Origin of the sequence: Sphingomonas xanthus, assembly GCF_007998985.1 — a bacterium.
Classification (GTDB): Bacteria; Pseudomonadota; Alphaproteobacteria; order Sphingomonadales; family Sphingomonadaceae; genus Sphingomicrobium; species Sphingomicrobium xanthum.
In genome coordinates this window covers 568,835-592,114 of sequence record NZ_CP041659.1, presented here as the reverse complement: position 1 = coordinate 592,114, position 23,280 = coordinate 568,835, and the positions used below count along the sequence as shown (strand labels likewise).

Here is a 23,280-nt window from a genome sequence, read left to right as displayed (position 1 = left end):
ATTTTGACTCCTCGCGCCAGATGGACGCAGGCTCGATATAATTTCGAAGGCGCGCAGGGGAGTTGCCGATGTCGATGCTAGGTCTTTTGCTTGCCGAGGAATGCGGGGATCACGCCGGGCAGCCGTGGCAGCGCCAGCAGCGCAGCAAGAGAAAATCGGTCAGGGTCGACCCTGATCCGAACCATTCCAGCGACAGCTTCATCGTCGGCAGGAGTGCCAGCCCAGCCAGAAGGCAAGCCAAGGTGTGCCGGGGCATAACCCCGGGCGAGTTCAGGCTTTCTTGCGTGCGGCCTCGACCGCTTCCTTGAGCGCCTGATAGCCGACCGCGGCGTTCATCACCTGGTCGCCGATAATGAACAGCGGCGTGCCGGTTGCGCCGAGCTGGCTGGCGAGGGCCATGTTGGCCTTGAGTTCGGCTTCTTGTGCCGGGTCATTAGCTGGCTGCGCGGCGACACCGGCGGCACGGGCAGCCGCGGCAATGGTATCGGGGCCGGGGCGTCCGGCGGCATAAAGCGTGTCATGGAACTGGGCGAATTTTCCGGCCTTGGACGCCGCCAGGGAGACGCGCGCGGCGGCGACGCTGTCTGGACCGAGGATCGGCAGTTCACGGTAGACGACCCGCAGCCCCTGATCTTCCTTCAGCAGCCGCTCGATGTCGGGATTGCTCTGCCGGCAATAGCCGCAGGCATAGTCGTAGAAATAGGTCATGGTGACGTCGGGCTCGGCCGCGCCCTTCCAGCTTGAATAAAAAGGCTGCTCCAGCGCCGCGCGGATGGGTGAAAGGGCGGACGAAGCCTGTTGGGCACGTAGCGCTTCGCCGGCATCGACCAGCATGTCCGGGTTGTTGACCAGCGCAGTCCGCACTAGGCGGTCACCAAACAGCGCCGGGCCGGCAAGGACGATCGCCGCTGCCGTCAGCGCAGCCCCGACAATCCCGCCACCGATCGCCGCAGTCCAGGTCGCCTTGCTAGTCTCGGTCACGCCTTTTCTTGTCCTTCTTCAATGCTTCTTCGGAGACCATGGCGATATCCTGCGCACGAAGATAGTCCGGCGTTCCCGCTGGCAGCCCGGCCAGCGCCATTTTCGCGCTCGCTAGCGCCAGCTTGTTGTTGCCCTGGAGGTTGTTTCGTTCCGCGGTGGCCAGCGCGGCACGGGCCCGGTCGCCTTCGCGGTCATAAACGATCCCCAGTTGGTACCAGGCGAAAGGATTGTCATTGTCCCGGTTTACCGCCGCCTTAAGCACCTGCTTGGCCTCGGCGAAATTCTTGGAATCCTCCGACGCGATCAGGGCGTGTCCGAGCATTACCGAGATCATCGGCATGTCGGGGGCCTTGGCGACGGCCTTGCGTAGCGGCGCGATCGCTTCCTTGGGCCGGCCGCTTTCGAGCAGGATCTGGCCTTTAAGTTCGAGGAAGAAGGGGTCTTCCGGATCGGTCGCCAAAAGGGCGTCGGCTTCCTGCTGGGCTTTGTCCGGATAGGCGCCGAGGTGATAGGCGTAGGCCCGCGCATAATGGGCCGGGACGCTCTGGTCCTGCTCGGGATAGCGGCTTACCGCCTGCTTGGGGGTGACATAGCCGATCAGCTTGGCCTTGACCCGCTGGAAGCGGGCCTCGAGGGCGGGGTCGGTCGGCTTGTTCCAGGCCGGATCCTTTTGATAGGCCTGCGACAGGGAAGCGATGCGCTCGCTCGATAATGGATGGGTACGGTCGTAGCTGTCCTTGGCGTAGACGGCGAGCCGATATTCCTGGTTCTGCAGCTTCTTGAAGAATTCGATGCTGCCCTTGCCGCTGATCCCGGCCTTGCTGAGATAGGAGGCGCCGGCGAGGTCGGCGCTCGATTCCTGGGCCCGGGTAAATTGCAGGAACGAACCGATCGCCACTTGCTGGCCAAGCTGCATTAGGCCGACGCCCGCATCGCCGGCGCCGACGGCCATCGCCGCCGCGCCCAGAACGAGGCTGAGGATGGTGATGACGGTGGCCTTGTTAGCGCCGTCGTAGATGCGCAGCGCGTGGCCGCCCGCGACATGGCCAAGCTCATGCGCGATCACGCCCTGGACCTGGTTGGCATTGTCCGCGGCGGTGAACAGCCCGCTATGGATATAGACCACCTGGCCCTGCGACACGAAGGCGTTGATGTCTTGGTCGTTGACCAGCACCACCTTGACGTTGGCAGGGTCGAGGCCGGCGGCCTGGACCAGCGGGTCGCTCATGTCGCGGAACAGCTTTTCGGTTTCGCTGTCGCGAAGGATCGACTGGGCCATGGCGGGCCGCGCGACGGTAATCGTCAGCAGGACGGCTAGCATCAGCAGCCGGATAAAGCGGGTCATGAAGACCCTCCTTCCATCGGCAGCCTGAACGGCGAATGAAAACCGGCCTCGCCGCGAAGACGAGGCCGGTTCACCAGGATCAGCCGAAAGTCCGCTGCCACCAGCCGCGGCGCGGTTCGGAAAGCGAATCCTCATTGTCGGCTTCGGGCGCGGCCGAAGCGGCCGCCGCTGCCGGGGCGGCTTCGTCCTCGGCCGAAGCCTCGTCGACCTTCTTCTTGGCGCGGCTTCGGCGCTTGGGCTTGGCCTCTGACTCGGCGGCCGGCTCGGCTGTCGTGGGTTCGGGCGCTGGCCCCTTGGGCTCGACCGCAGGCTGCTTGGTGGCCTCGCTCACCGCTTCAGCTTTGGCCGAAGGCTTGCGGGCACGCGGGCGCCGGCGGGTTTTCGGGCCTTCCGCTTCGGCTGGAGCTTCGTCGCCGGCTTCGGCCGGCGCGGTTTCCTCGGCGATCGGCAGGTCGGCCATTGGCGCTTCACCGGGCTCGATCGGCTGTTCGCTCCCGCTGGTAGCAGCGCCGCCGCGCCCACGGCGTCCGCCACGGCGCCCGCGACGGCTCTTGCGGCCATCGTCCTCGTCGCTGTCGGGCCGGGCCTGTTCAGCCTGTTCCTCGGCGCCGAGTTGGTCGGCTTCGGGCGCATCTTCAGCGGTTTCCGGCATTTCACCATCGGCATGGTCGCTCTCGCCTTCGCGGCGACGTCCGCGCCCGCCACGACGGCGACGGCGACGACGGCGGCTGCCGCGCTCGCCATCTTCGCCGTCATCGGCCCGCTCAGCCCGTTCGGGCCGCTCGCCGCGGCCGATCTTCTCTTCTGCCTCTTCCTGCTCTTCATCGGCTTCGGGGAGGTAATCATCCTCCTCTTCCTCGACGATCGGCATCGGCGCGGGCCGTTCCTTCGGATTGGGCCGCGGCCCCGAGCTTTCGACCGTCATCCGGGCGCCTTCGAAGGCCTCCTCGATGGCAATGTCGACGGTGACGCCGTAGCGATCCTCGATTTCCGCCAGTTCCGCGCGCTTCTTATTAAGCACATAGATGGCGGCTTCGCGCCCGGCGCGGAGCAGGATCTTGTCGCCGCGGCCGCGTGCGGCCTCGTCCTCGATAATCCGAAGCGCGCTCAGTCCCGAAGACGAAGCGGTCCGCATTAGGCCAGTTCCGTCGCAATGCGGGCAGGCCTTGGTGGAGGCTTCGAGCACGCCGGTGCGCAAGCGCTGGCGGCTCATTTCCATCAGGCCGAAGCCCGAAATCCGGCCGACCTGAATCCGGGCGCGATCGTTCTTGAGCGCTTCCTTCATCGCCTTCTCGACCTTCCGGACATGGCTATTCTGTTCCATGTCGATGAAGTCGATGACCACCAGCCCTGCCATGTCGCGAAGGCGCAGCTGGCGGGCGATCTCTGCCGCCGCCTCGAGGTTGGTGGCAAAGGCGGTCTGCTCGATATTATGCTCGCGGGTCGACCGGCCCGAGTTGATGTCGATGCTGACCAGTGCTTCGGTCGGATTGATTACCAGGTAACCGCCCGACTTGAGCTGGACGACCGGCTGGTACATGGCCGTGAGCTGATCCTCGACCCCGTAGCGCTGGAACACCGGGGTCGGATCGGCATATTGCTTCACCTTGCGGACATGGCTTGGCATCAGCAGCTTCATGAAGCCGCGAGCCGCCTTATAGCCGTCGTCGCCTTCGACGATCACTTCGTCGATCTCGCGATGATAAAGGTCCCGGATCGCCCGCTTGATAAGGTCGCTGTCGCGATAGATCAAAGCCGGCGCGGAGGAGGACAGGGTGCGTTCGCGAACTTCGTCCCACAGCCGGGCGAGATAGTCGAAGTCGCGCTTAATCTCGGTCTTGGTGCGCGACAGGCCGGCGGTTCGGACGATCAGGCCCATCGTCGACGGCAGTTTGAGGTCGGCGATGATCGACTTCAGCCGCTTGCGGTCGGCCCCATTCGAAATCTTCCGGCTGATGCCCCCGCCATGCGAGGTGTTGGGCATGAGCACGCAATAGCGGCCAGCCAGGCTGAGATAGCTCGTCAGGGCCGCGCCCTTGTTGCCGCGCTCTTCCTTGACGACTTGGACCAGCAGCACCTGGCGACGCTGGATGACGTCTTGGATCTTGTAGCGGCGGCGCAGTGCCTGGCGCTTCTTCCGAAGCTCCTCGGCGGCGCTTTCGTCGACCGGCGAGCGAGCCGAGCCGGTGCCGACTTCGGAGGCTTCGCCGTCAAACGCTTCCTCGCCGGCCTCGTCATCGCCATAATCGGCGTCCTCGTCGTCGAGCTCGGCGGCCCGCAGCCGTTCTTCCTCGGCGGCATGCTCGGCCTCTTCGGCGAGCAACGCGTCGCGGTCAGCTTTCGGGATCTGATAATAGTCGGGATGGATTTCGCTAAAGGCCAAAAAGCCGTGGCGATTGCCCCCATAGTCGACGAACGCCGCCTGCAGCGACGGTTCAACACGGGTAACCTTGGCTAAATAGATATTCCCTTTGAGCTGCTTGTGCTCCGAGGATTCGAAATCAAATTCCTCGATTCGGTTTCCCTTGGCGACGGCGACCCGGGTTTCCTCCGGGTGGCGCGCGTCGATCAGCATGCGCATGGACATGAAAATTTCTCCGGGCGCGAACGCTCGTCCTCATTGGGCGGCGCCGCGCTTGTGACTGGGCCATCGCCGGAACAGCGATGGCGAGATGTGCGGTAAATGCATCTGCTCCACGATCCATCGCGATCATCGTCGCGAACGGCGCCGAGCCACGCTGTTCAGCGGTGGCAAGGGCGTCTTGTGGGATCATACAGCGTCAACCTTGAATGCCGCAAAATCCGAGTGGTTTGCGGCGCTTGCCCGACCGACGTTCCGGTTGGGCGAGTTCGGTTAGCATCGGCGCAGCCCGCCCGCAACTGTTGCGATGGCGGAATTTCGCGCCTCGCCCGCCTTGGCGGGACGCCAATGAGGCTATACTCCTTCCCTTGATGGAGCGGCGGTGGGCGATTGGCATGGCAGTAGGCGCGGCGGCGCTGGTCGCGGTCGCGGCGATCGCGTTCACCGCATCGCGAACCCTCAGCGATCCGGCCGAGCGGCACGACGCGCTGGTCGGCGAAGCGCGGCGCGGCGAACTGACGCTTGGCCTGCCCGGCCTTATTGCCGATGTCAGGGTCCGGGAAGCCAAGGTGCCCGGGCGGCCGATCGTACTGATCGATCCGGGCCATGGCGGACGGGACCCGGGCGCGCCGGGAATATCCGGAACCAGTCAGGAAAAGGGCCTGACCCTTCTGCTCGCCAGGGAACTTGCCGACATGCTGGAACAGCGCGGGAGGGTGCGCGTGGCGCTGACCCGCGAGGACGACCGCTACCTGACACTGGAGCAGCGGGCCGAACTTGCCAGGCGGTTGCAGGCCAGCCTGTTCCTGTCGCTCCACATGGACAGCGCGCCTAACCCGCTTGCGCGCGGAATGACCATCTATTCGCTGTCCGATGTGGCTTCCAGTGCCGAGGCCGCGCGTTTTGCGGCGGCAGAAAATTCCAGTGACGGCGCGCTGTCGAGCGAATCCGACAGCAGCGTGCGCAGCCTGCTGGCCGACGTCGCGCTGCGCGACCAGATGGAGTCGTCGGCCGGACTTGCCCGTCGCCTCCTGAATCGGGCGGACGGCAATGTCGAGCTTCGCCCGCGTCCGCATCAGTTCGCGGCTTTTCATGTGCTGCGCCGTGCCGAAACACCGGCGGTGCTGGTCGAGGCGGGCTATATCAGCAATGCCGAGGACGAAGCGCGATTGCTCGACCCGCAAGGCCGGGCTCCGCTCGTCCTTGCCCTTGCACGCGCCATCGAAGCCGATGTCGCAACAAGGACCCAACGATGAACCTGCGACTTTCGCGTCCTGTTCGAACCGGCTAGACGGTCGGCGAAAATGAAGCTCCCCAACCTCCAGATTCCCGATCTCGTCGCGTTCAACCAGCGGGTCCACCAGCGGGTCGACCCCTGGTTCGAACTGCGCTGGGTCCGCCGCTTGAGCTGGGCAGGCATTGGCCTGTTCCTGGTCGGTGCCTTCACATTCGTCTGGTTCGCGGTCGGACTGCCGAGCAGCGAAAAGCTGCTCGCCTACCAGCCGCCGCTGCCGACCAATGTGCGCGGCTATGACGGCAATCCGGTCCAGACCTTCGCGCGCGAGCGCCGGGTGGAGCTGGCGTTCGACGAATATCCGGAGCTGGTCGTCAACGCCTTCATTTCGGCCGAGGACAAGACGTTCTTCAGCCATGGTGGCCTTGATTACCCGGGCCTGACCAAGGCCGTGTTCAATTACACGCTGAGCGCGGGGCAGGGCCGCGTGCCCGGAGGTTCGACCATAACCCAGCAGGTCTCCAAATATCTGCTGCAGGACGACGAATATGCCATCAGCCGCAAGATCCGGGAGATGATCCTGGCCTTCCGGCTGGAAGACACGCTGTCGAAGGAACAGATTCTCGAACTCTATCTCAACTCCATTTTCCTCGGCCGCAACGCCTATGGCATCCAGGCTGCAAGCCGCGCCTATTTCGACAAGGACGTGGCCGACCTGACCTTGCCGGAAGCCGCTTATCTGGCGGTGCTGCCCAAGGCGCCGAGCAATTATGATCCTGTGCGCGCCACCGAGCGCGCGACCAACCGCCGCAACTATGTGCTTCGGGAAATGCGCAACAATGGCTTCATTACCGAGGAGCAGCGCGCCGCCGCGGTTGCCGCTCCGCTCGGCACGATCCGCTATGGCGCAAGCACCAAGTTCCGCGAACAGGGCGGCTATTTCATGGAAGAGGTGCGCCGCGACCTGATGAAGCGTTTCGGCGAAGTCGCCGACGATGGCCCCAACAGCGTCTACGCGGGCGGTCTCTGGGTGAGGACGTCAATGGTGCCGTCGATGCAGGATGCCGCAGCCGAGGCCTTGCGCGAAGGCTTGGCCAAGTTCGATGGCGGGCGCGGCTGGCGCGACACCGAAAAGAGCATCGATGTCAGCGGTGACTGGCAGACGCAGCTGCGCGTTACGGCGCTCGGAACCGGCTTTCCCGACTGGAAAAAGGCGGTGGTGCTCTCGAAAAGCGGGTCGAGCGCGCGGATCGGCTTTTCCGACGGGTCGACGGGCACGCTTCCGGCGTCCGCGGCGCAGCAGCCGCGGCGCGGCGGAGGCGGGTCGGCCTTCTCCAACCTTCGCCCCGGCATGGTGATCATCGTCAAGCAGCTAGGCGTCGACAGCTATGCCCTGCGTTCCATCCCGGAAATCGGCGGCGGCTTCGTTGCCGAGGAAGTGCGGACCGGGCGGGTGCTTGCACTGCAAGGCGGGTTCGACGTGATCGGCTCCTCCTACAACCGCGCGACCCAGGCGCAACGGCAGCCCGGATCGGCCTTCAAGCCGATCGTCTATGTCACCGCACTGGAAAATGGCCTGACTCCGGCGTCGATCCTAGTCGACGCGCCTTTTTGCGTGTGGCAGGGAGCGGGACTGGGCAACAAATGCTTCCGCAACTTCGACGGCAAATATTCGGGTCCGAAGACGATGCGCTGGGGCGTCGAGCAATCGCGCAACCTGATGACCATCCGCGCCGCGTCCCAGACCGGCATGGAAAAGGTGGTCGCCAATGCCTCCAAGATGGGCGTCGGCAGTTACGAACGTTATCTGTCGATCGCGCTTGGCGCGGGCGACACGACGGTGCTCAAACTGACCAACGCCTATGCCATTCTTGCCAACCATGGCCGCGCGGTGAACCCGACATTGATCGATTTCGTGCAGGATCGCCGGGGCAAGGTGATCTTCCGGACCGACAATCGCTGCCAAGTGATGGAGGCCGACAATGGTGGCGCCTGCAACGCGCCCGACTGGGACGGAAAGGCGATGCCGCGTCCGCCGTCGCGGGACCGGCAGCTGATCGATCCGCAGGCCGCCTATCAGATGGTCCATATCCTAGAGGGCGTGGTCGAACGCGGCACCGCGACCATCTTGCGCGACCTCGACCGGCCGCTGTTCGGCAAGACCGGCACGACGTCCGGCCCGACCAATGTCTGGTTCGTCGGCGGCACGCCCGAAATCGTCGCGGGCGTCTACCTCGGCTATGATCAGCCGCGCTCGATGGGCGGATATGCCCAGGGCGGCCGGATTGCAGCGCCGGTGTTCAAGCAGTTCGCGCAAGTCGCCTTCCGCGACATGCCCAAGTTGCCCTTTGTCGCCCCTCCGGGCATTCGCATGGTGCGCATCGACCGGGCTACCGGCAAGCGGGTGTTCGGAAGCTTCCCGACCAGCGTCGATCCCAAGTCGTCTGTGATCTGGGAAGCCTTCCAGCCGGAAACCGAACCGCGCCGGTCGTTCCGCCGGAGCGGCGCGGTCGCCGAAGAGCGGGGGGATGCCGACACCGCGCGACCGGCGCGCAAAGCGCGTCCCCAGCCGGCCACGCCCCCTCCGGCGGCGCGTCGGCCGGCGACCGAAAGTGGCGAGTTCTTGCAAAGGCAGGGCGGGATTTACTAGGGCAGCCCGCACACCTTTTTTTCCGAAAGCTCCCGCCATGCGCGCCGAAGCGCAAGCTCATATCGACCAGATCAATGCCGCCACCCAGTTGCTGCGCCGGTTCCTTGACTGGGACAAGGCCAACCGCCGGCTTGAGGAGCTCAACGGCAAAGTCGGAGACCCGGACCTATGGAACGATCCTAAGGCCGCCCAGGACGTGATGCGTGAACGGCGTCGCCTGGAGGAAGCGATCGGCGCGACGCGCAAGATCGAGACCGAGCTCAAGGACACCGTCGAGCTTATCGAGATGGCGGAAATGGAAAATGACGAGGCTCTGGTCGACGACGGCGTTCGCGCGCTCGCTGAACTGGCCGACCGCGCCGAAAAGGACAAGGTCGCCGCGCTGCTCGCGGGTGAGGCCGACGCCAACAACAGCTATATCGAAATCAACGCCGGGGCGGGGGGCACCGAAAGCAACGACTGGGCCGGAATGCTGCAGCGGATGTACAGCCGCTGGGCCGAACGCCATGGCATGAAGGTGGAGCTTGTCGACCATCACGCCGGAGAGCAGGCCGGGATCAAGTCGGCGACGCTGCTGATCAAGGGCGAGAATGCCTATGGCAACCTCAAGGTCGAAGCCGGGGTCCACCGGTTGGTGCGGATCAGCCCCTATGACAGTTCGGCCCGCCGCCACACCAGCTTCGCTTCGGTCTGGGTGTATCCCGAAGTCGACGATGATATCGAAATCGAGATAAATGAGTCCGAGCTTCGGATCGATACCTATCGTGCCTCGGGCGCGGGCGGGCAGCATGTCAACACGACCGACAGCGCGGTTCGCATCACCCATATCCCCACCGGGATCGTGGTCGCCTGCCAGAATGAACGGAGCCAGCACAAAAACCGGGCTTCGGCCTTCAAGCAACTCAAGGCGCGCCTGTATGAAGCCGAGCTTCAGAAGCGCGAAGCCGAGGCGAATGCCGCCAATGCAGCCAAGACCGACATCGGCTGGGGCCACCAGATCCGGTCCTACGTCCTCCAGCCCTATCAGCTGGTCAAGGATTTGCGCACCGGCGTGACCTCGACCGCGCCCCTGGACGTGCTGGACGGCGACCTCGACCGCTTCATGGCGGCGGCGCTGTCGCAGCGCGTCACCGGCGAGAAGGTGGACGTTGAGGATGTCGACTAGCGCGACCTCCGCAACGGGCGGGTTCGTCGTGGTCGCTCTGATTCTCGTCCTTGCCGGTTGCCGGGCCGAACCCGATGCGCCCCAGTTCCCCGATGCCGGGCGCGATGTCGCGCCGATCGTCAGCGATCGCTTTTCGACCGAAGACGCGCGCGACCGGGTCGGGGAGGCCAATGAGGTCATGCGCCTTGCCGGCGTACGTCCGGGGATGTTCGTCGCTGATATCGGCGCCGGCGAAGGCTATTACACGGTTCGGCTGTCCCCACTGGTCGGCCCGCGCGGGCGGGTCCTTGCGCAGGATATCGTCTCCCGGACCCGCGACCGGCTCGCCGCGCGGATCGAGGAGGAGCGGCTCGACAATGTCGCGGTCTTGCTTGGCAAGCCCGACAATCCGATGCTTCCCCGGGCCAGCCTCGACCGGATATTCCTTGTCCATATGTATCATGAGGTGACCGAGCCCTACGCTTTTCTCTGGCACCTGAGGGACGGGTTGAAGAAGGACGGGCTGGTGGTCGTCGTCGATGCCGACCGATCGGTAAAACAGCATGGGATGCCGCCGCGCCTGCTGATGTGTGAGTTCGCCGCGCTGGGCATGATCCCGGTCGACGTTGCTCGCCTGGCCGACGGAGAGGCCTATTTCGTTGCGTTCAAGGCCAAGCGGCCACGCCCGGCGCCGGAAGCGATCAAACCCTGCGCGACCGCCTAGCGATCAAAGAAGTCCCATTCGCCGCATGCTTCGGTCGGCGAGACATCGCCGCTGGGATGACGGATCGCCCGCACAGCGTTCGACATGGATGCACCGCGCCGCATCTTCGACGTGCGCAACCCACAGCCTGTCGACCCGGTCGTCCTTACCTGCAAAAAAGTGAATAGAAGCGGCGGGCGGGCGCTAAGCCGTTAAGCGCAGGTGATCCGGCACGCCGATATCGCATGACGCCAAGCGAGGGACGCCGCGCCCCGACGCCTAAGGTAACTGCGTCCACATCGGCGAAGCTTTGGCTGCAATTTGCCCGCTGGACGGGGCGTTGACGGGCGCTAGGGTGGGATCATGCGCCAATATCTCGACCTCATGCAGCAGATCCTCGACGACGGTGTGGAACAGATGGACCGCACCGGAACCGGCACATTGTCGCTGTTCGGGGCGCAGATGCGGTTCGACCTTGCCAAGGGGTTCCCGCTGCTGACGACGAAAAAGCTTCATTTGCGATCAATTATCGTCGAATTGCTGTGGTTCCTGCGTGGCGACACCAATGTGAAGTGGCTTCAGGACCGCAAGGTCAGCATCTGGAACGAATGGGCCGACGAGGCGGGCGACCTCGGGCCGGTATATGGCAAGCAGTGGCGCGACTGGGAGGCGGCCGACGGGCGCCATATCGACCAGATTCGCGAACTGGTCGAGCTGATCCGAACGGACCCCGGCTCACGCCGGCAGATCGTCACGGCCTGGAATCCGGGCGAGATCCACCGCATGGCGCTTGCGCCCTGTCACTGCCTGTTTCAGACTCAGGTCGCCGCCGGTCGCCTCAATCTGCAACTCTATCAGCGCAGTGCCGACTTTTTCCTCGGCGTCCCGTTCAACATTGCCAGCTATGCGCTGCTGACTCACATGCTCGCGCGCGAATGCGGACTGGAACCCGGCCTGTTCGTATGGACCGGAGGTGACGTGCATCTTTATTCCAACCACCTCGACCAGGCCCGGCTCCAGCTGCAGCGCGATCCGCGCCCGCTGCCGCGGCTGGTCATGAAGGACCGGGGACAGTCGCTGGCCGATTATGAAGTCGAGGATTTCGCGTTCGAAAATTACGATCCGCACCCACACATCGCGGCGCCCGTCGCCGTGTAATGGTGCAAGCAGGAGGCATGACGATGCGCATGGCAATTGCCCTCTCGGCAATGCTCCTGGCCGCGCCGGCGCTGGCACAGGGCGCGGGCAAGCCGATCATCGACATGCATATGCACGCCTGGTCGCTGAAGGAATTCGGCGGCGAAAGCGTCCCCTTGTGCGTGGGCGCGCGCGGCGTCGAGATGCACGGCATCGACCCCGCCAAACCGTTCGATTTCACCGCGCAGGCGACCTGCAAGGTCATGCTTGCCTCTCCCTCCACGGACGCCGCGGTGCTGGCCGACACGATCAGCGAAATGCGGCGATTGAATGTGGTCAGCGGGGTCATCGCCGGGGACCGCGACATCGTCGCCGCCTGGATGAAGGCACAGCCCGGCATGTTCGTCCCGGCAAGCAATTTCTTTGTCGACGAGAATTTGCCCTCGGCGGCCCGGCTCGCTGAGCTGGAATCGCGGGTCAAGAGCGGTGAGACTCGCTTGTTCGCGGAACTCACGCCCCAGTATCGCGGACTGGCGCCCGACCATCCTTCGCTGATGCCCTTTTACGCGCTGGCGGAGCGGCACGATGTCCCGGTCGGCATCCATATGGGATATGGCGCGCCCGGCGGACCTTATTGGGCCTACCCCAAATATCGCGCGTCCCTCGGCAATCCGCTGCTGCTCGAAGAGCTGCTGGTCCGCCATCCCAGGATGCGGATCTATGTCATGCATGCCGGCATGCCGATGACGAACGAAATGATCGCCCTCATGAACGCTCACCCGCAAGTCTATGTCGATATTTCGGCGGACAATGTCGGGGTGCCGCGGGCCGAGTTTCACCATCACCTGAGGCGACTGGTCGAGGCGGGCTACGGCAAGCGGGTAATGTTCGGCAGCGACCAGATGGTCTGGCCCAAATCCATCCCGATCGCGATCGAGGCGATTACCGAAGCGGATTATCTGACCGACCAGCAGAAACGCGACATTCTCTACAACAACGCTGCGCGCTTCCTCCGGCTCGACAAGGACACCATCGACCGTCACCACCGCGCGTCCAACTAACATTTCGCGCCCGTCATGGCACCGAAGCCACTTTGCGGCGTTCGTTCAGGCGGTAGACAGGGAGATAGCTCATGTTTCGCAAGGTGATGACCATTCTCATGATCGGCGGCAGCCTTGCCGTCGCGGCTTGCAACACGGTTCGTGGTGCGGCCGAAGATGTGAACTCGGCTGCTAACGCTGTCGACAACGCGACGTAATCTGAGTCATGGTCGTTACGCCATTTAAAGGAGGTTTCGACCATGGTTCGCAAAATGACGACGATGCTGCTTATCGGCAGCGCACTAGCAATCGCCGCCTGCAACACGGTGCGGGGCGCGGGTGAGGATTTGTCCTCGGCCGCTAATTGCACCGAGAATACGATTAACGGCGGCCGCTGCTGATCGCCTGACCGCCTAGCGGCAAAGAATAAGCCCCGCCGGCTCGCGCCGGCGGGGCTTTTTTCTTGGGCGGCCTCCCCGGGCGGGGGAGGTGCCTGAAGGCTTAGTCGTTCAGATACTCGCCGGCATCGGCGTCCGTGCCGCTGCCCGAGGGCGCGACATCGGCCAAGGGATCGCCATTGGTCGCCGCTTCGGGGCCCTGCGCCAGTTCGGCGGCATGTTCCTGGGCGGCGGTGTTCGGCGCAACCAGCGCTTCCTGCAGCTTGCGCTGCTGGGCGCGCAGTGCGGCGTCGCGGCTCGAGGCGGCGATGCGCATCCGGTTCATGCCCGCGCCGGTACCTGCAGGGATCAGCCGGCCGACGATGACATTTTCCTTCAGCCCGTTGAGGGTGTCGATCTTGCCCTGGACCGAGGCCTCGGTGAGGACCCGGGTGGTTTCCTGGAACGAAGCGGCGGAGATGAAGCTGCGGGTCTGCAGGCTCGCCTTGGTGATGCCCAGCAGCACCGGCTTGCCGATGGCAGGCTTCTGCTTCTTCTCCAGGCGGGCGTTGATCTCGTCCATCTCTTCGCGGTCGACCTGTTCGCCGGCCAGGAGGGTGGTGTCGCCGCCGTCGGTGATCTCGACCTTCTGCAGCATCTGGCGAACGATCACCTCGATGTGCTTGTCGTTGATCTTCACGCCCTGCAAGCGGTAGACTTCCTGGATCTCGCTGACGAGATATTCGGCCAGCGCTTCCACGCCGAGCACTTCCAGGATGTCATGCGGATCGGGCGAGCCGCCGACGAGGTTGTCGCCGCGCTTGACGTAATCGCCTTCCTGCACGTCGATGACCTTCGACTTGGGCACCAGATATTCAACCGCATCCGAACCATCGTCAGGGATGATCGCAATCTTGCGCTTTGCCTTATAGTCCTTCTTGAAGCTGACCTTGCCCGAGACCTTTGCGATGATCGCATTTTCCTTGGGCTTGCGGGCTTCGAACAGTTCGGCGACGCGCGGCAGACCGCCGGTGATGTCGCGGGTACGCGCGGCTTCTCGCGGCATACGTGCCAGCACTTCACCAGCCTCGACCTGCTGCCCGTCCTCGATCGCGACGATCGCACCCGGAGCGAGGCGATAGACGCCGGCTTCGGCCGCGTCGGCGCCAAGCAGCGTCAGGCGCGGACGAAGGTCCTCCTTCTTCGACTTGGCGAGGTCGTCGTTGACCACGCGCTGGGTGATGCCCGTCGACTCGTCGGTCTGCTCGGACATGGTCCGGTTCTCGATCAGGTCCTGGTACTTCACCGTACCCGCGCGCTCGGTGATTACCGGGCTGAACGAGGGGTCCCATTCGGCGATGCGGTCGCCGCGGCTGACGATGTGCCCGCTCTCGACGAGCAGATGGGCACCGTAAGGGATGCGATGGGTCGACAGTTCGCGGCCGTCCATGTCGAGGATCGCGATTTCACCCGAACGCGACAGCGAGATGTGCCGGCTGCGCGGGTCGGTGATCGTCGGCATGTCGCGAAGCTCGATCGTCCCGTCGACAGGAGCTTCGAGGTTCGACTGCTCGTTGAGCTGCGCCGCGCCGCCGATGTGGAAGGTCCGCATCGTCAGCTGGGTGCCCGGCTCACCGATCGACTGGGCGGCAATGACGCCAACCGCTTCGCCGATATTGACCGGCGTGCCGCGGGCAAGGTCGCGCCCGTAGCATTTGCCGCAAACGCCCTGCGTCGAGGCGCAGACCAGCGGAGAGCGGATCTTGATGCCCTGCAGGCCGATTTCCTCGAGCTGGGCGACCATCGGCTCGTCGAGCAGCGTGCCCTCGGCGATGATCGTCTCGTTGGTCTTCGGATCGATCACGTCCTCGGCCGTGGTCCGGCCAAGCACGCGGTCTGCAAGGCTGGCGATGACCGCGCCGCCCTGGACGATCGCGCGCATTTCCAGCGCACGGTCGGTGCCGCAATCCTCTTCGACGATCACGGCGTCCTGTGACACGTCGACGAGGCGGCGGGTCAAGTAACCTGAGTTCGCCGTCTTGAGCGCCGTGTCGGCCAGGCCCTTGCGGGCGCCGTGGGTCGAGTTGAAATATTCAAGGACGGTCAGGCCTTCCTTGAAGTTCGAGATGATCGGCGTTTCGATGATCTCGCCCGACGGCTTGGCCATCAGGCCGCGCATGCCGGCCAACTGCTTGATCTGGGCCTGCGAACCACGCGCACCGGAATGCGCCATCATGTAGATCGAGTTGATCGGCAGCTCGCGGCCGTCCTCGCCCATCTTCACCGACGAGATTTCCTTCATCATCTCGCTGGCAACACGGTCGCCGCAACGCGACCAGGCGTCGATCACCTTGTTGTATTTTTCCTGCTGGGTGATCAGGCCGTCCTGATATTGCTGCTCATAGTCCTTCACGAGGGCGCGGGTCTCGTCGACCAGGCCTTCCTTCGACCCCGGGATGACCATGTCGTCCTTGCCGAACGAAATGCCGGCCTTGAACGCGTGGCGGAAACCGAGGCCCATGATCGCGTCGGCGAACAGCACCGTCTCCTTCTGGCCGGTATGACGATAGACGGTGTCGATGACGTCGCCGATCTCCTTTTTGGTCAGCAGGCGGTTGACGGTCTCGAAGGGAACCTTGTGACTTTTCGGCAGGGTCTCGCCAAGCAACATGCGGCCAGGGGTGGTCTCGAACCGCTTCATATATTGCTTGCCGTCCTCGTCGGTCTGCGGGACTCGGCTGACAATCTTGCTGTGCAGCGTGACCGCACCGGCGGATAGAGCCTGGTGGACTTCGGTCATGTCGGCCAGCAGCATGCCTTCGCCAGGCTCGCCTTCCTTCTGCATCGACAGGTAATAGAGGCCAAGCACCATGTCCTGCGAAGGAACGATGATCGGCTTGCCATTGGCTGGCGACAGGATGTTGTTGGTCGACATCATCAGGACGCGCGCTTCCAGCTGGGCCTCGAGGCTCAGGGGGACGTGAACGGCCATCTGGTCACCGTCGAAGTCGGCGTTGAAGGCCGAGCAGACCAGCGGGTGAAGCTGGATCGCCTTGCCCTCGATCAGCACCGGTTCGAACGCCTGAATGCCGAGACGGTGGAGCGTCGGCGCGCGGTTCAGCAGGACCGGATGTTCGCGGATCACCTCATCCAGGATGTCCCAGACTTCCTTGCGCTCCTTTTCGACCCACTTCTTGGCCTGCTTGAGGGTCATCGACAGACCCTTGGCATCGAGGCGCGAGTAGATGAACGGCTTGAACAGCTCGAGCGCCATCTTCTTGGGCAGGCCGCACTGGTGAAGCTTCAGTTCCGGACCGGTAACGATGACGGAACGGCCCGAATAGTCGACGCGCTTGCCGAGCAGGTTCTGGCGGAAGCGGCCCTGCTTGCCCTTGAGCATGTCGCTCAGCGACTTCAGCGGACGCTTGTTGGCGCCGGTGATGGTGCGGCCGCGGCGGCCGTTATCGAACAGCGCGTCGACGGCTTCCTGCAGCATGCGCTTTTCGTTGCGGACGATGATGTCCGGCGCGCGCAGCTCCATCAGGCGCTTCAGGCGGTTGTTACGGTTGATCACGCGGCGGTAGAGGTCGTTGAGATCCGACGTCGCGAAGCGGCCGCCATCGAGCGGCACCAGCGGGCGCAGTTCGGGCGGGATCACCGGAACCACCTCGAGGATCATCCATTCCGGGCGGTTGCCGGATTCGAGGAAGCTCTCGACGACTTTCAGTCGCTTGATGATCTTCTTGGGCTTCAGCTCGGACTTGGTGACCGCAAGCTCGTCGAGCAGCGCCTTGCGCTCGCCTTCGAGATCGAGATCCATGAGCATGATCTTGACGGCTTCGGCGCCGATGCCGGCGGAAAAGGCGTCTTCGCCATATTCATCCTGCGCGGAAAGCAGCTCGTCTTCGCTGAGCAGCTGGAACTTCTCAAGCGCGGTCAGGCCGGGCTCGATGACGACGTAGGATTCGAAATAGAGGATCCGCTCAAGTTGCTTCAGCTGCATGTCGAGCAGCAGGCCGATGCGGCTCGGCAGCGACTTCAGGAACCAGATGTGGGCGACCGGGGCCGCAAGCTCGATATGGCCCATGCGTTCGCGGCGGACCTTCGAGACCGTGACTTCGACACCGCATTTTTCGCAGACGATGCCCTTGTACTTCATCCGCTTGTACTTGCCGCACAGGCATTCATAGTCCTTGATCGGACCGAAAATGCGCGCGCAGAACAGGCCGTCGCGTTCCGGCTTGAACGTGCGGTAGTTGATCGTTTCGGGCTTTTTGATCTCGCCGAACGACCAGGAACGAATCTTGTCGGGCGACGCGATGCCGATCTTGATCTGGTCGAAGGTCTCCGGCTTGGCCGCCGGGTTAGCGAAGTTGGTCAGCTCGTTCATAATATCTTGGCTCCAATCCCCTCCCGCGGGCGGGAGGGGCTAGGGGAGGGAAAGTCGGTTACTCGGCGGCGATGGCTTGCGGCTCGTCGTCTTCGCTCTCGATCGAGTTCAACTCGACGTTGAGGCCCAGCGAGCGCATTTCCTTGACCAGCACGTTGAAGCTTTCAGGAATACCGGCTTCGAACGTGTCGTCGCCCTTCACGATCGCTTCATAGACCTTGGTTCGGCCGATGACGTCGTCCGACTTGACGGTCAGCATTTCCTGCAGCGTGTAGGCAGCGCCATAGGCCTGGAGCGCCCAGACCTCCATTTCACCGAAGCGCTGGCCGCCGAACTGCGCCTTGCCGCCCAACGGCTGCTGGGTGACCAAGCTGTACGGGCCGATCGAGCGGGCGTGGATCTTGTCGTCTACCAAATGGTGCAGCTTGAGCATGTAGATGATGCCAAGCGTCACCTTGCGGTCGAAGGGCTCACCCGTGCGGCCATCGTACAGCGTCGACTGGCCCGAGGTGTCGATCCCGGCCTTGGCCAGCATGTCCGACACATCTCCTTCGCGAGCGCCGTCGAACACCGGCGTGCCCATCGGGATTCCGCCGACCAGGTTTTGGGCAAGGTCCATGACCTGCTCGTCGCTCCGGTCGTCGATGTCCTTGGCATAGGCATCGCCGTAGATGTCCTTCAGCTTGGCCCGGATCTCCTTGACGTCCTTGCCGGCGATATCGCTGCCCTTGGCATGGATGTCCTCGAGCATCTGGCCGATCTGCTGGCCGAGGCCACGCGCGGCCCAGCCGAGATGGGTCTCGAAGATCTGCCCGACGTTCATGCGGCTCGGCACGCCCAGCGGGTTGAGGACGATATCGGCATGGGTCCCGTCTTCGAGGAACGGCATGTCCTCGATCGGCAGGATCCGGCTGATGACGCCCTTGTTGCCGTGACGTCCAGCCATCTTGTCGCCCGGCTGGAGCTTGCGCTTCACCGCAACGAACACCTTGACCATCTTCAGCACGCCCGGCGGCAGCTCATCGCCTCGTTCGAGCTTCTCGACACGGTCCTCGAACTTGCGGTTGATGACCGCAGTGCTCTCGTCATACTGCGCCTTGAGCGCCTCGAGGTCCGCCTGGCGGGCATCGTCCTTGACGGCGATCTTCCACCAGTCGTGCTTGTCGGTGCCTTCCAGCATCGCTTCGTCGAGCGTCGAACCCTTCTTGATCGACTTGGGCGCGGCGGTCGCGACCTGGCCGATCAGCATTTCCGAAAGGCGGGCGAAGGTAGCGCGGTTGAGGATCGCCTTTTCGTCATCGGCGTCCTTCTTCAGACGCTCCTTCTCCTCGGTCTGGATCGCACGGGTACGGTCGTCGATGTCGATGCCGTGGCGGTTGAACACCCGCACCTCGACCACCGTCCCGGCAACGCCCGGCGGCAGGCGAAGCGAGGTGTCGCGCACGTCGCTGGCCTTTTCGCCGAAGATTGCGCGCAGCAGCTTTTCTTCCGGCGTCATCGGGCTTTCGCCCTTCGGCGTGATCTTGCCGCACAGGATGTCGCCCGGCTCGACCTCGGCGCCGATGTAGACGATGCCGGCTTCGTCGAGGTTGCGCAGCGCCTCCTCACCGACGTTCGGAATGTCGCGGGTGATATCTTCCGGCCCAAGCTTGGTATCGCGGGCCATCACTTCGAATTCCTCGATGTGGATCGAGGTGAAGACGTCGTCCTTCACGATACGTTCGCTGATGAGGATCGAGTCCTCATAATTATAGCCGTTCCACGGCATGAAGGCGACGAGCACGTTGCGGCCAAGCGCCAGTTCGCCGAATTGGGTCGACGGACCGTCGGCGATGATCTCGCCGGCCTCGACCATGTCACCGACCTTCACCAGCGGACGCTGGTTGATGCAGGTGTTCTGGTTCGACCGCTGGAACTTCATCAGCGTGTAGATGTCGACGCCCGACTCACCGGCCCGCAGCTCGCCACTGACGCGGACGACGATACGCGTCGCGTCGACCTGGTCGACAACGCCTGGACGGCGGGCGGCGATTGCGGCGCCCGAGTCCCGGGCAACCGTTTCTTCCATGCCGGTACCGACCAGCGGCGCGTCGGCCTGCAACAGCGGCACGGCCTGGCGCTGCATGTTCGAACCCATTAGCGCGCGGTTGGCGTCATCGTTTTCCAGGAACGGGATCAGCGACGCGGCGACCGAGACGAGCTGCTTGGGCGAAACGTCCATCAGGGTGATGGTGTCGCGCGGAGCCATCAGGAAGTCGCCGTTGCGGCGGCTGGAGACGATTTCTTCGGCAAAGCCGCCCGAGTCTTCCAGTTCGGCATTGGCCTGGGCGATGGTGTGCTTCGCTTCTTCCATTGCCGACAGGTAGATGACCTCGTTCGAAACCTTGCCGTCGATGACCTTGCGGTAGGGAGTTTCGATGAAGCCGTACTTGTTGACCCGGCTGAACGAGGCAAGGCTGTTGATAAGGCCGATGTTCGGGCCTTCCGGAGTCTCGATCGGGCAGATCCGGCCGTAGTGGGTCGGGTGGACGTCGCGGACTTCGAAGCCGGCGCGCTCCCGGGTGAGGCCGCCCGGCCCAAGCGCCGACACACGGCGCTTGTGGGTGACTTCGCTGAGCGGGTTGGTCTGGTCCATGAACTGCGACAGCTGGCTGCTGCCGAAGAATTCGCGAACCGCGGCGACCGCCGGCTTGGCGTTGATCAGGTCGTTGGGCATGACGGTCGACACGTCGACCGAGCTCATCCGCTCCTTCACGGCGCGCTCCATGCGGAGCAGGCCGACCCGATATTGGTTTTCCAGCAGCTCGCCGACCGAGCGGACGCGGCGATTGGCGAGATTGTCGATGTCGTCGATCTCGCCCTTGCCGTCCTTGAGGTTCACCAGTTCCTGGACCACCGCGATAATGTCTTCACGGCGCAGGGTGGTCACGGTGTCCTCGGCATCGAGGCCAAGGCGCATGTTCAACTTAACGCGGCCGACGGCCGACAGGTCGTAGCGCTCGCTGTCGAAAAACAGGCCGTAGAACAATGCATCGGCGGTTTCGCGCGTCGGCGGTTCGCCCGGGCGCATAACGCGGTAGATGTCGGCCAGCGCGCTGTCGCCATCTTCCGACTTGTCGGCCTTCAGCGTGTTACGGATCCAAGGGCCTGTGTTGACATAGTCGATGTCGAGCAGTTCGAGCCGATCGACCCCGGCCTTGTCGAGCTTGTCGAGATTTTCCTCGCTGACCTCATCGCCGGCCTCGATGTAAATCTCGCCGGTCTTTTCGTTGATCAGGTCGTAAGCCGAGAAGCGGCCGTAGATTTCCTCGGTCGGGATGATGACGTTCTTCACGCCGTCCTTGCCCGCGGCATTGGCCTTGCGCGGCGTGATTTTCTCATGCGCCTTGAAAATGACTTCGCCGCTGTCCGCGTCGACGACATCGTGGGTCGGCTTCTGCCCGCGCCAGCTTTCCGAGGCGTAGGGCACCTGCCAGCCGTTCTTGCCGCGGACGTAGCTCAGGCGGTTGTAGAAGGTGTTGAGGATTTCCTCGCTGGTCAGGCCCAGCGCATGGAGCAGCGCGGTCACCGGCAGCTTGCGCTTGCGGTCGATCCGGACGTTGACGATGTCCTTGGCGTCGAATTCGAAGTCGAGCCACGAGCCGCGATAGGGGATCACGCGCGCGGCGAAGAGATATTTGCCCGAGGCGTGGGTCTTGCCGCGGTCATGGTCGAACAGCACGCCCGGCGACCGGTGCATCTGCGACACGATGACGCGTTCGGTACCGTTGACGATGAAGGTGCCGTTCTGGGTCATGAGCGGCATGTCGCCCATGTAGACATCCTGCTCCTTGATATCGATGACCGACTTGGCCTCGGTGTCGGGATCGATTTCGAAGGAGGTGAGGCGCAGGGTCACGCGCATCGGCGCGGCGTAGGTCAGTCCGCGTTGGCGACACTCGTCGGTGTCATATTTGGGCGCTTCAAGCTCATAGCGATCGAAGTCGAGGTGCGCGGTGCCGGCGAAATCCTGGATCGGGAACACCGACCGGAGCGTCTTTTCCAGGCCAGAGACATAGCCGGTCGCCGGATCGGAGCGAAGGAACTGCTCATAGCTTTCGCGCTGAACCTCGATCAGGTTCGGCATGTCGCTGATTTCGTGGATGTTGCCGAAAATCTTGCGGATGCGGCGCGAGTTGGTGTTGCGGGCCATGGTCGGCACGTCTTTTTGCTTGGTCGCCATTATATTCCCTGCGCTCCGGGCACGCGTCGAGGCACGCGGGCCCATGAATGTCCGGCGCGGATCCTGGGGAATTCCTCACCATACGTGCGGACCGTTGCGCTGGATCGGTCCGTGTCCCGGTGAGGACAGGAAAAGCCCCGGGCGCACGAAGCCGTGCGGCGGAGCCGTTATGTTTGGATAGGGTCGGATATAGCCGATTTCTACTTGGGTGCAAGGGGGATGCGCAGGAAAATGGCCGGCAAGGACCCTATGATCCTCGCCGGCCGCGGCGACCAGTTCGCATGTGGGGGGATCAGGCGCCGATCATCACGGTCGAGCCCAGACTGGTCACCGAATAAAGCTTCTTGGCGAATGACGACGGCAGACGGATGCAGCCGTGGCTGGCCCGATGGCCCGGCAGCGCCCCGGCGTGCAGTGCGATGCCATATTTGTCGATCCGTTGCATGAAGGGCATTGGGGCATTGTCGTACTTGCGGCTGTGATGCATCGGTTTCTTTGCAAGAACCTCGAAAATGCCGGTGGGGGTGGGGTTCTTGTCGGTTCCGGTCGAGGTCGTGGAGACCGCCATCAGCGTGTCGCCGCGATAAAGATAGACCAGCTGGTCCGACAGGCTGACGACCACTCGCGGTTCGCCCGCGGCCTTGACGCTCCGCCAGACATATTGGCCTGGCTTGAGCGACTTGTCGCCGAACGCCTCGATCATGTCGTAACGGGCGATCGACGCAGCGTCGCTCGCCTCGGCCTTGGCTTCCGGAGTTTCCATCGAAGCCAGTGCGGGACTGGCCGGGACTGAAAGGGCGAGCGCGGCCGTCAGGCCGAGCGCAAGCTCCAGCTTTCTCATTTTGCGCCTCATCTATTTGAACTTGACTTTCGAAGAATCAATGTTTGTCCGCTGAGTCGGTTCCTCAATCCGGCGATTCTGATTGCACTATCGCGGATAAGGGGCGACTCTGGACCATCTCAAGGAGCGAGGCATGAACGGCAGGCCAATCCGCGATTTCCACGCCCACATCTATTTCGATGCGGTAGAGGTCGATGCGGCAAGGGCGCTGGCGCAGCGGGCTAACGCGAAGTTCGGGATCAGGGTCGGCCAATACCACCCAGGCCCGGTCGGGCCGCACCCGCGAGGGTCGGTGCAGCTGACCGTTCCGACCCAGCAATTTGGAGAGGTCGCGACATGGCTGGCCGTCAATCGTGACGGCCTAACCGTCTTTGCCCATGCATCGACTGGCGACGACCGCGCCGACCACCGCGACCATGTTGTCTGGTTTGGGCCGAGCGAGCCGCTCGACCTGTCGATCTTCGACTAGCTCAGAAAACCAGAGCGACGACGATCAGGATCAGAATCAGCACGCCGATGCTCATCGTGACGTTGCGTCCCATATTTCTTCCCTTTTGCTGTTCAATGCCAATGCCAACACAACCCTGCGGGCGCGGGGTCGTTCCGTCGGCGAACCGGGAAGGGCGGTCCACCGC

The 23,280-nt window shown here is 63.6% G+C and carries 16 protein-coding genes; 9 read left to right on the top strand and 7 right to left on the bottom strand.

Features of this window, described 5'->3' with window-relative positions; all coding sequences use genetic code 11:
* Positions 1-270: 270 nt before the first annotated feature.
* The 3 genes from FMM02_RS02950 to FMM02_RS02940 form a co-directional block, all read right to left on the bottom strand.
* Positions 271-981: a DsbA family protein gene (locus FMM02_RS02950; RefSeq protein ID WP_147493467.1), complete on the bottom strand. Its 711-nt coding sequence runs from the start codon at positions 979-981 to the stop codon at positions 271-273.
* A complete protein-coding gene (locus tag FMM02_RS02945; protein ID WP_147493466.1) occupies positions 968-2,326 on the bottom strand; it encodes a M48 family metalloprotease in 1,359 nt (452 codons plus the stop codon). Before FMM02_RS02945 ends, FMM02_RS02950 begins: the two co-directional genes overlap by 14 nt.
* Before the next feature lie 79 nt (positions 2,327-2,405).
* Positions 2,406-4,913: an Rne/Rng family ribonuclease gene (locus tag FMM02_RS02940; RefSeq protein ID WP_187107827.1), complete on the bottom strand. Its 2,508-nt coding sequence runs from the start codon at positions 4,911-4,913 to the stop codon at positions 2,406-2,408.
* A 365-nt stretch (positions 4,914-5,278) separates the two neighbouring features.
* Between FMM02_RS02940 and FMM02_RS02935 the strand changes: the two genes are divergently transcribed.
* The 8 genes from FMM02_RS02935 to FMM02_RS02900 all read left to right on the top strand — a co-directional run bounded on the left by FMM02_RS02935 (position 5,279) and on the right by FMM02_RS02900 (position 13,216).
* Positions 5,279-6,163, top strand: a complete 885-nt coding sequence (locus tag FMM02_RS02935) for an N-acetylmuramoyl-L-alanine amidase family protein (protein WP_187107826.1) — start codon at positions 5,279-5,281, stop codon at positions 6,161-6,163.
* Between the two features lie 48 nt (positions 6,164-6,211).
* A complete protein-coding gene (locus FMM02_RS02930; protein WP_147493464.1) occupies positions 6,212-8,791 on the top strand; it encodes a penicillin-binding protein 1A in 2,580 nt (859 codons plus the stop codon).
* 37 nt (positions 8,792-8,828) lie between these two features.
* Complete coding sequence (gene prfB, locus FMM02_RS02925) at positions 8,829-9,956, top strand: peptide chain release factor 2 (RefSeq protein ID WP_147493463.1); 1,128 nt, start codon at positions 8,829-8,831, stop codon at positions 9,954-9,956.
* Positions 9,946-10,659: a methyltransferase domain-containing protein gene (locus tag FMM02_RS02920; protein ID WP_147493462.1), complete on the top strand. Its 714-nt coding sequence runs from the start codon at positions 9,946-9,948 to the stop codon at positions 10,657-10,659. Before prfB ends, FMM02_RS02920 begins: the two co-directional genes overlap by 11 nt.
* Positions 10,660-11,001: 342 nt before the next feature.
* Positions 11,002-11,796, top strand: coding sequence for a thymidylate synthase (locus FMM02_RS02915; RefSeq protein ID WP_147493461.1), 795 nt, complete (start codon positions 11,002-11,004; stop codon positions 11,794-11,796).
* A gap of 17 nt (positions 11,797-11,813) precedes the next feature.
* Positions 11,814-12,836, top strand: coding sequence for an amidohydrolase family protein (locus tag FMM02_RS02910; protein WP_187107825.1), 1,023 nt, complete (start codon positions 11,814-11,816; stop codon positions 12,834-12,836).
* 71 nt (positions 12,837-12,907) lie between these two features.
* Positions 12,908-13,033 (top strand): entericidin EcnA/B family protein, encoded by a 126-nt coding sequence (locus FMM02_RS02905; RefSeq protein WP_147493459.1) that lies wholly within the window; start codon positions 12,908-12,910, stop codon positions 13,031-13,033.
* A gap of 42 nt (positions 13,034-13,075) precedes the next feature.
* Positions 13,076-13,216, top strand: a complete 141-nt coding sequence (locus tag FMM02_RS02900) for an entericidin A/B family lipoprotein (RefSeq protein ID WP_147493458.1) — start codon at positions 13,076-13,078, stop codon at positions 13,214-13,216.
* 100 nt (positions 13,217-13,316) lie between these two features.
* Here FMM02_RS02900 and rpoC read toward each other — a convergent pair whose 3' ends face one another.
* From rpoC to FMM02_RS02885, 3 genes are all read right to left on the bottom strand, one after another.
* A complete protein-coding gene (rpoC, locus tag FMM02_RS02895; RefSeq protein ID WP_147493457.1) occupies positions 13,317-17,582 on the bottom strand; it encodes a DNA-directed RNA polymerase subunit beta' in 4,266 nt (1,421 codons plus the stop codon).
* A gap of 58 nt (positions 17,583-17,640) precedes the next feature.
* Positions 17,641-21,804, bottom strand: a complete 4,164-nt coding sequence (gene rpoB, locus FMM02_RS02890) for a DNA-directed RNA polymerase subunit beta (RefSeq protein ID WP_147493456.1) — start codon at positions 21,802-21,804, stop codon at positions 17,641-17,643.
* Between the two features lie 292 nt (positions 21,805-22,096).
* Positions 22,097-22,645 (bottom strand): L,D-transpeptidase family protein, encoded by a 549-nt coding sequence (locus FMM02_RS02885; protein WP_187107824.1) that lies wholly within the window; start codon positions 22,643-22,645, stop codon positions 22,097-22,099.
* A 133-nt stretch (positions 22,646-22,778) separates the two neighbouring features.
* Here FMM02_RS02885 and FMM02_RS02880 point away from each other — a divergent pair, with 133 nt between their 5' ends.
* On the top strand, positions 22,779-23,114 hold the full coding sequence (locus FMM02_RS02880) for a DOPA 4,5-dioxygenase family protein (protein WP_147493454.1): 336 nt from the start codon (positions 22,779-22,781) through the stop codon (positions 23,112-23,114).
* Position 23,115: 1 nt separating this feature from the next.
* Here the strand turns inward: FMM02_RS02880 and FMM02_RS11165 are convergent, their stop codons facing one another.
* Positions 23,116-23,277, bottom strand: coding sequence for a hypothetical protein (locus FMM02_RS11165; protein ID WP_187107823.1), 162 nt, complete (start codon positions 23,275-23,277; stop codon positions 23,116-23,118).
* Positions 23,278-23,280: the final 3 nt, after the last annotated feature.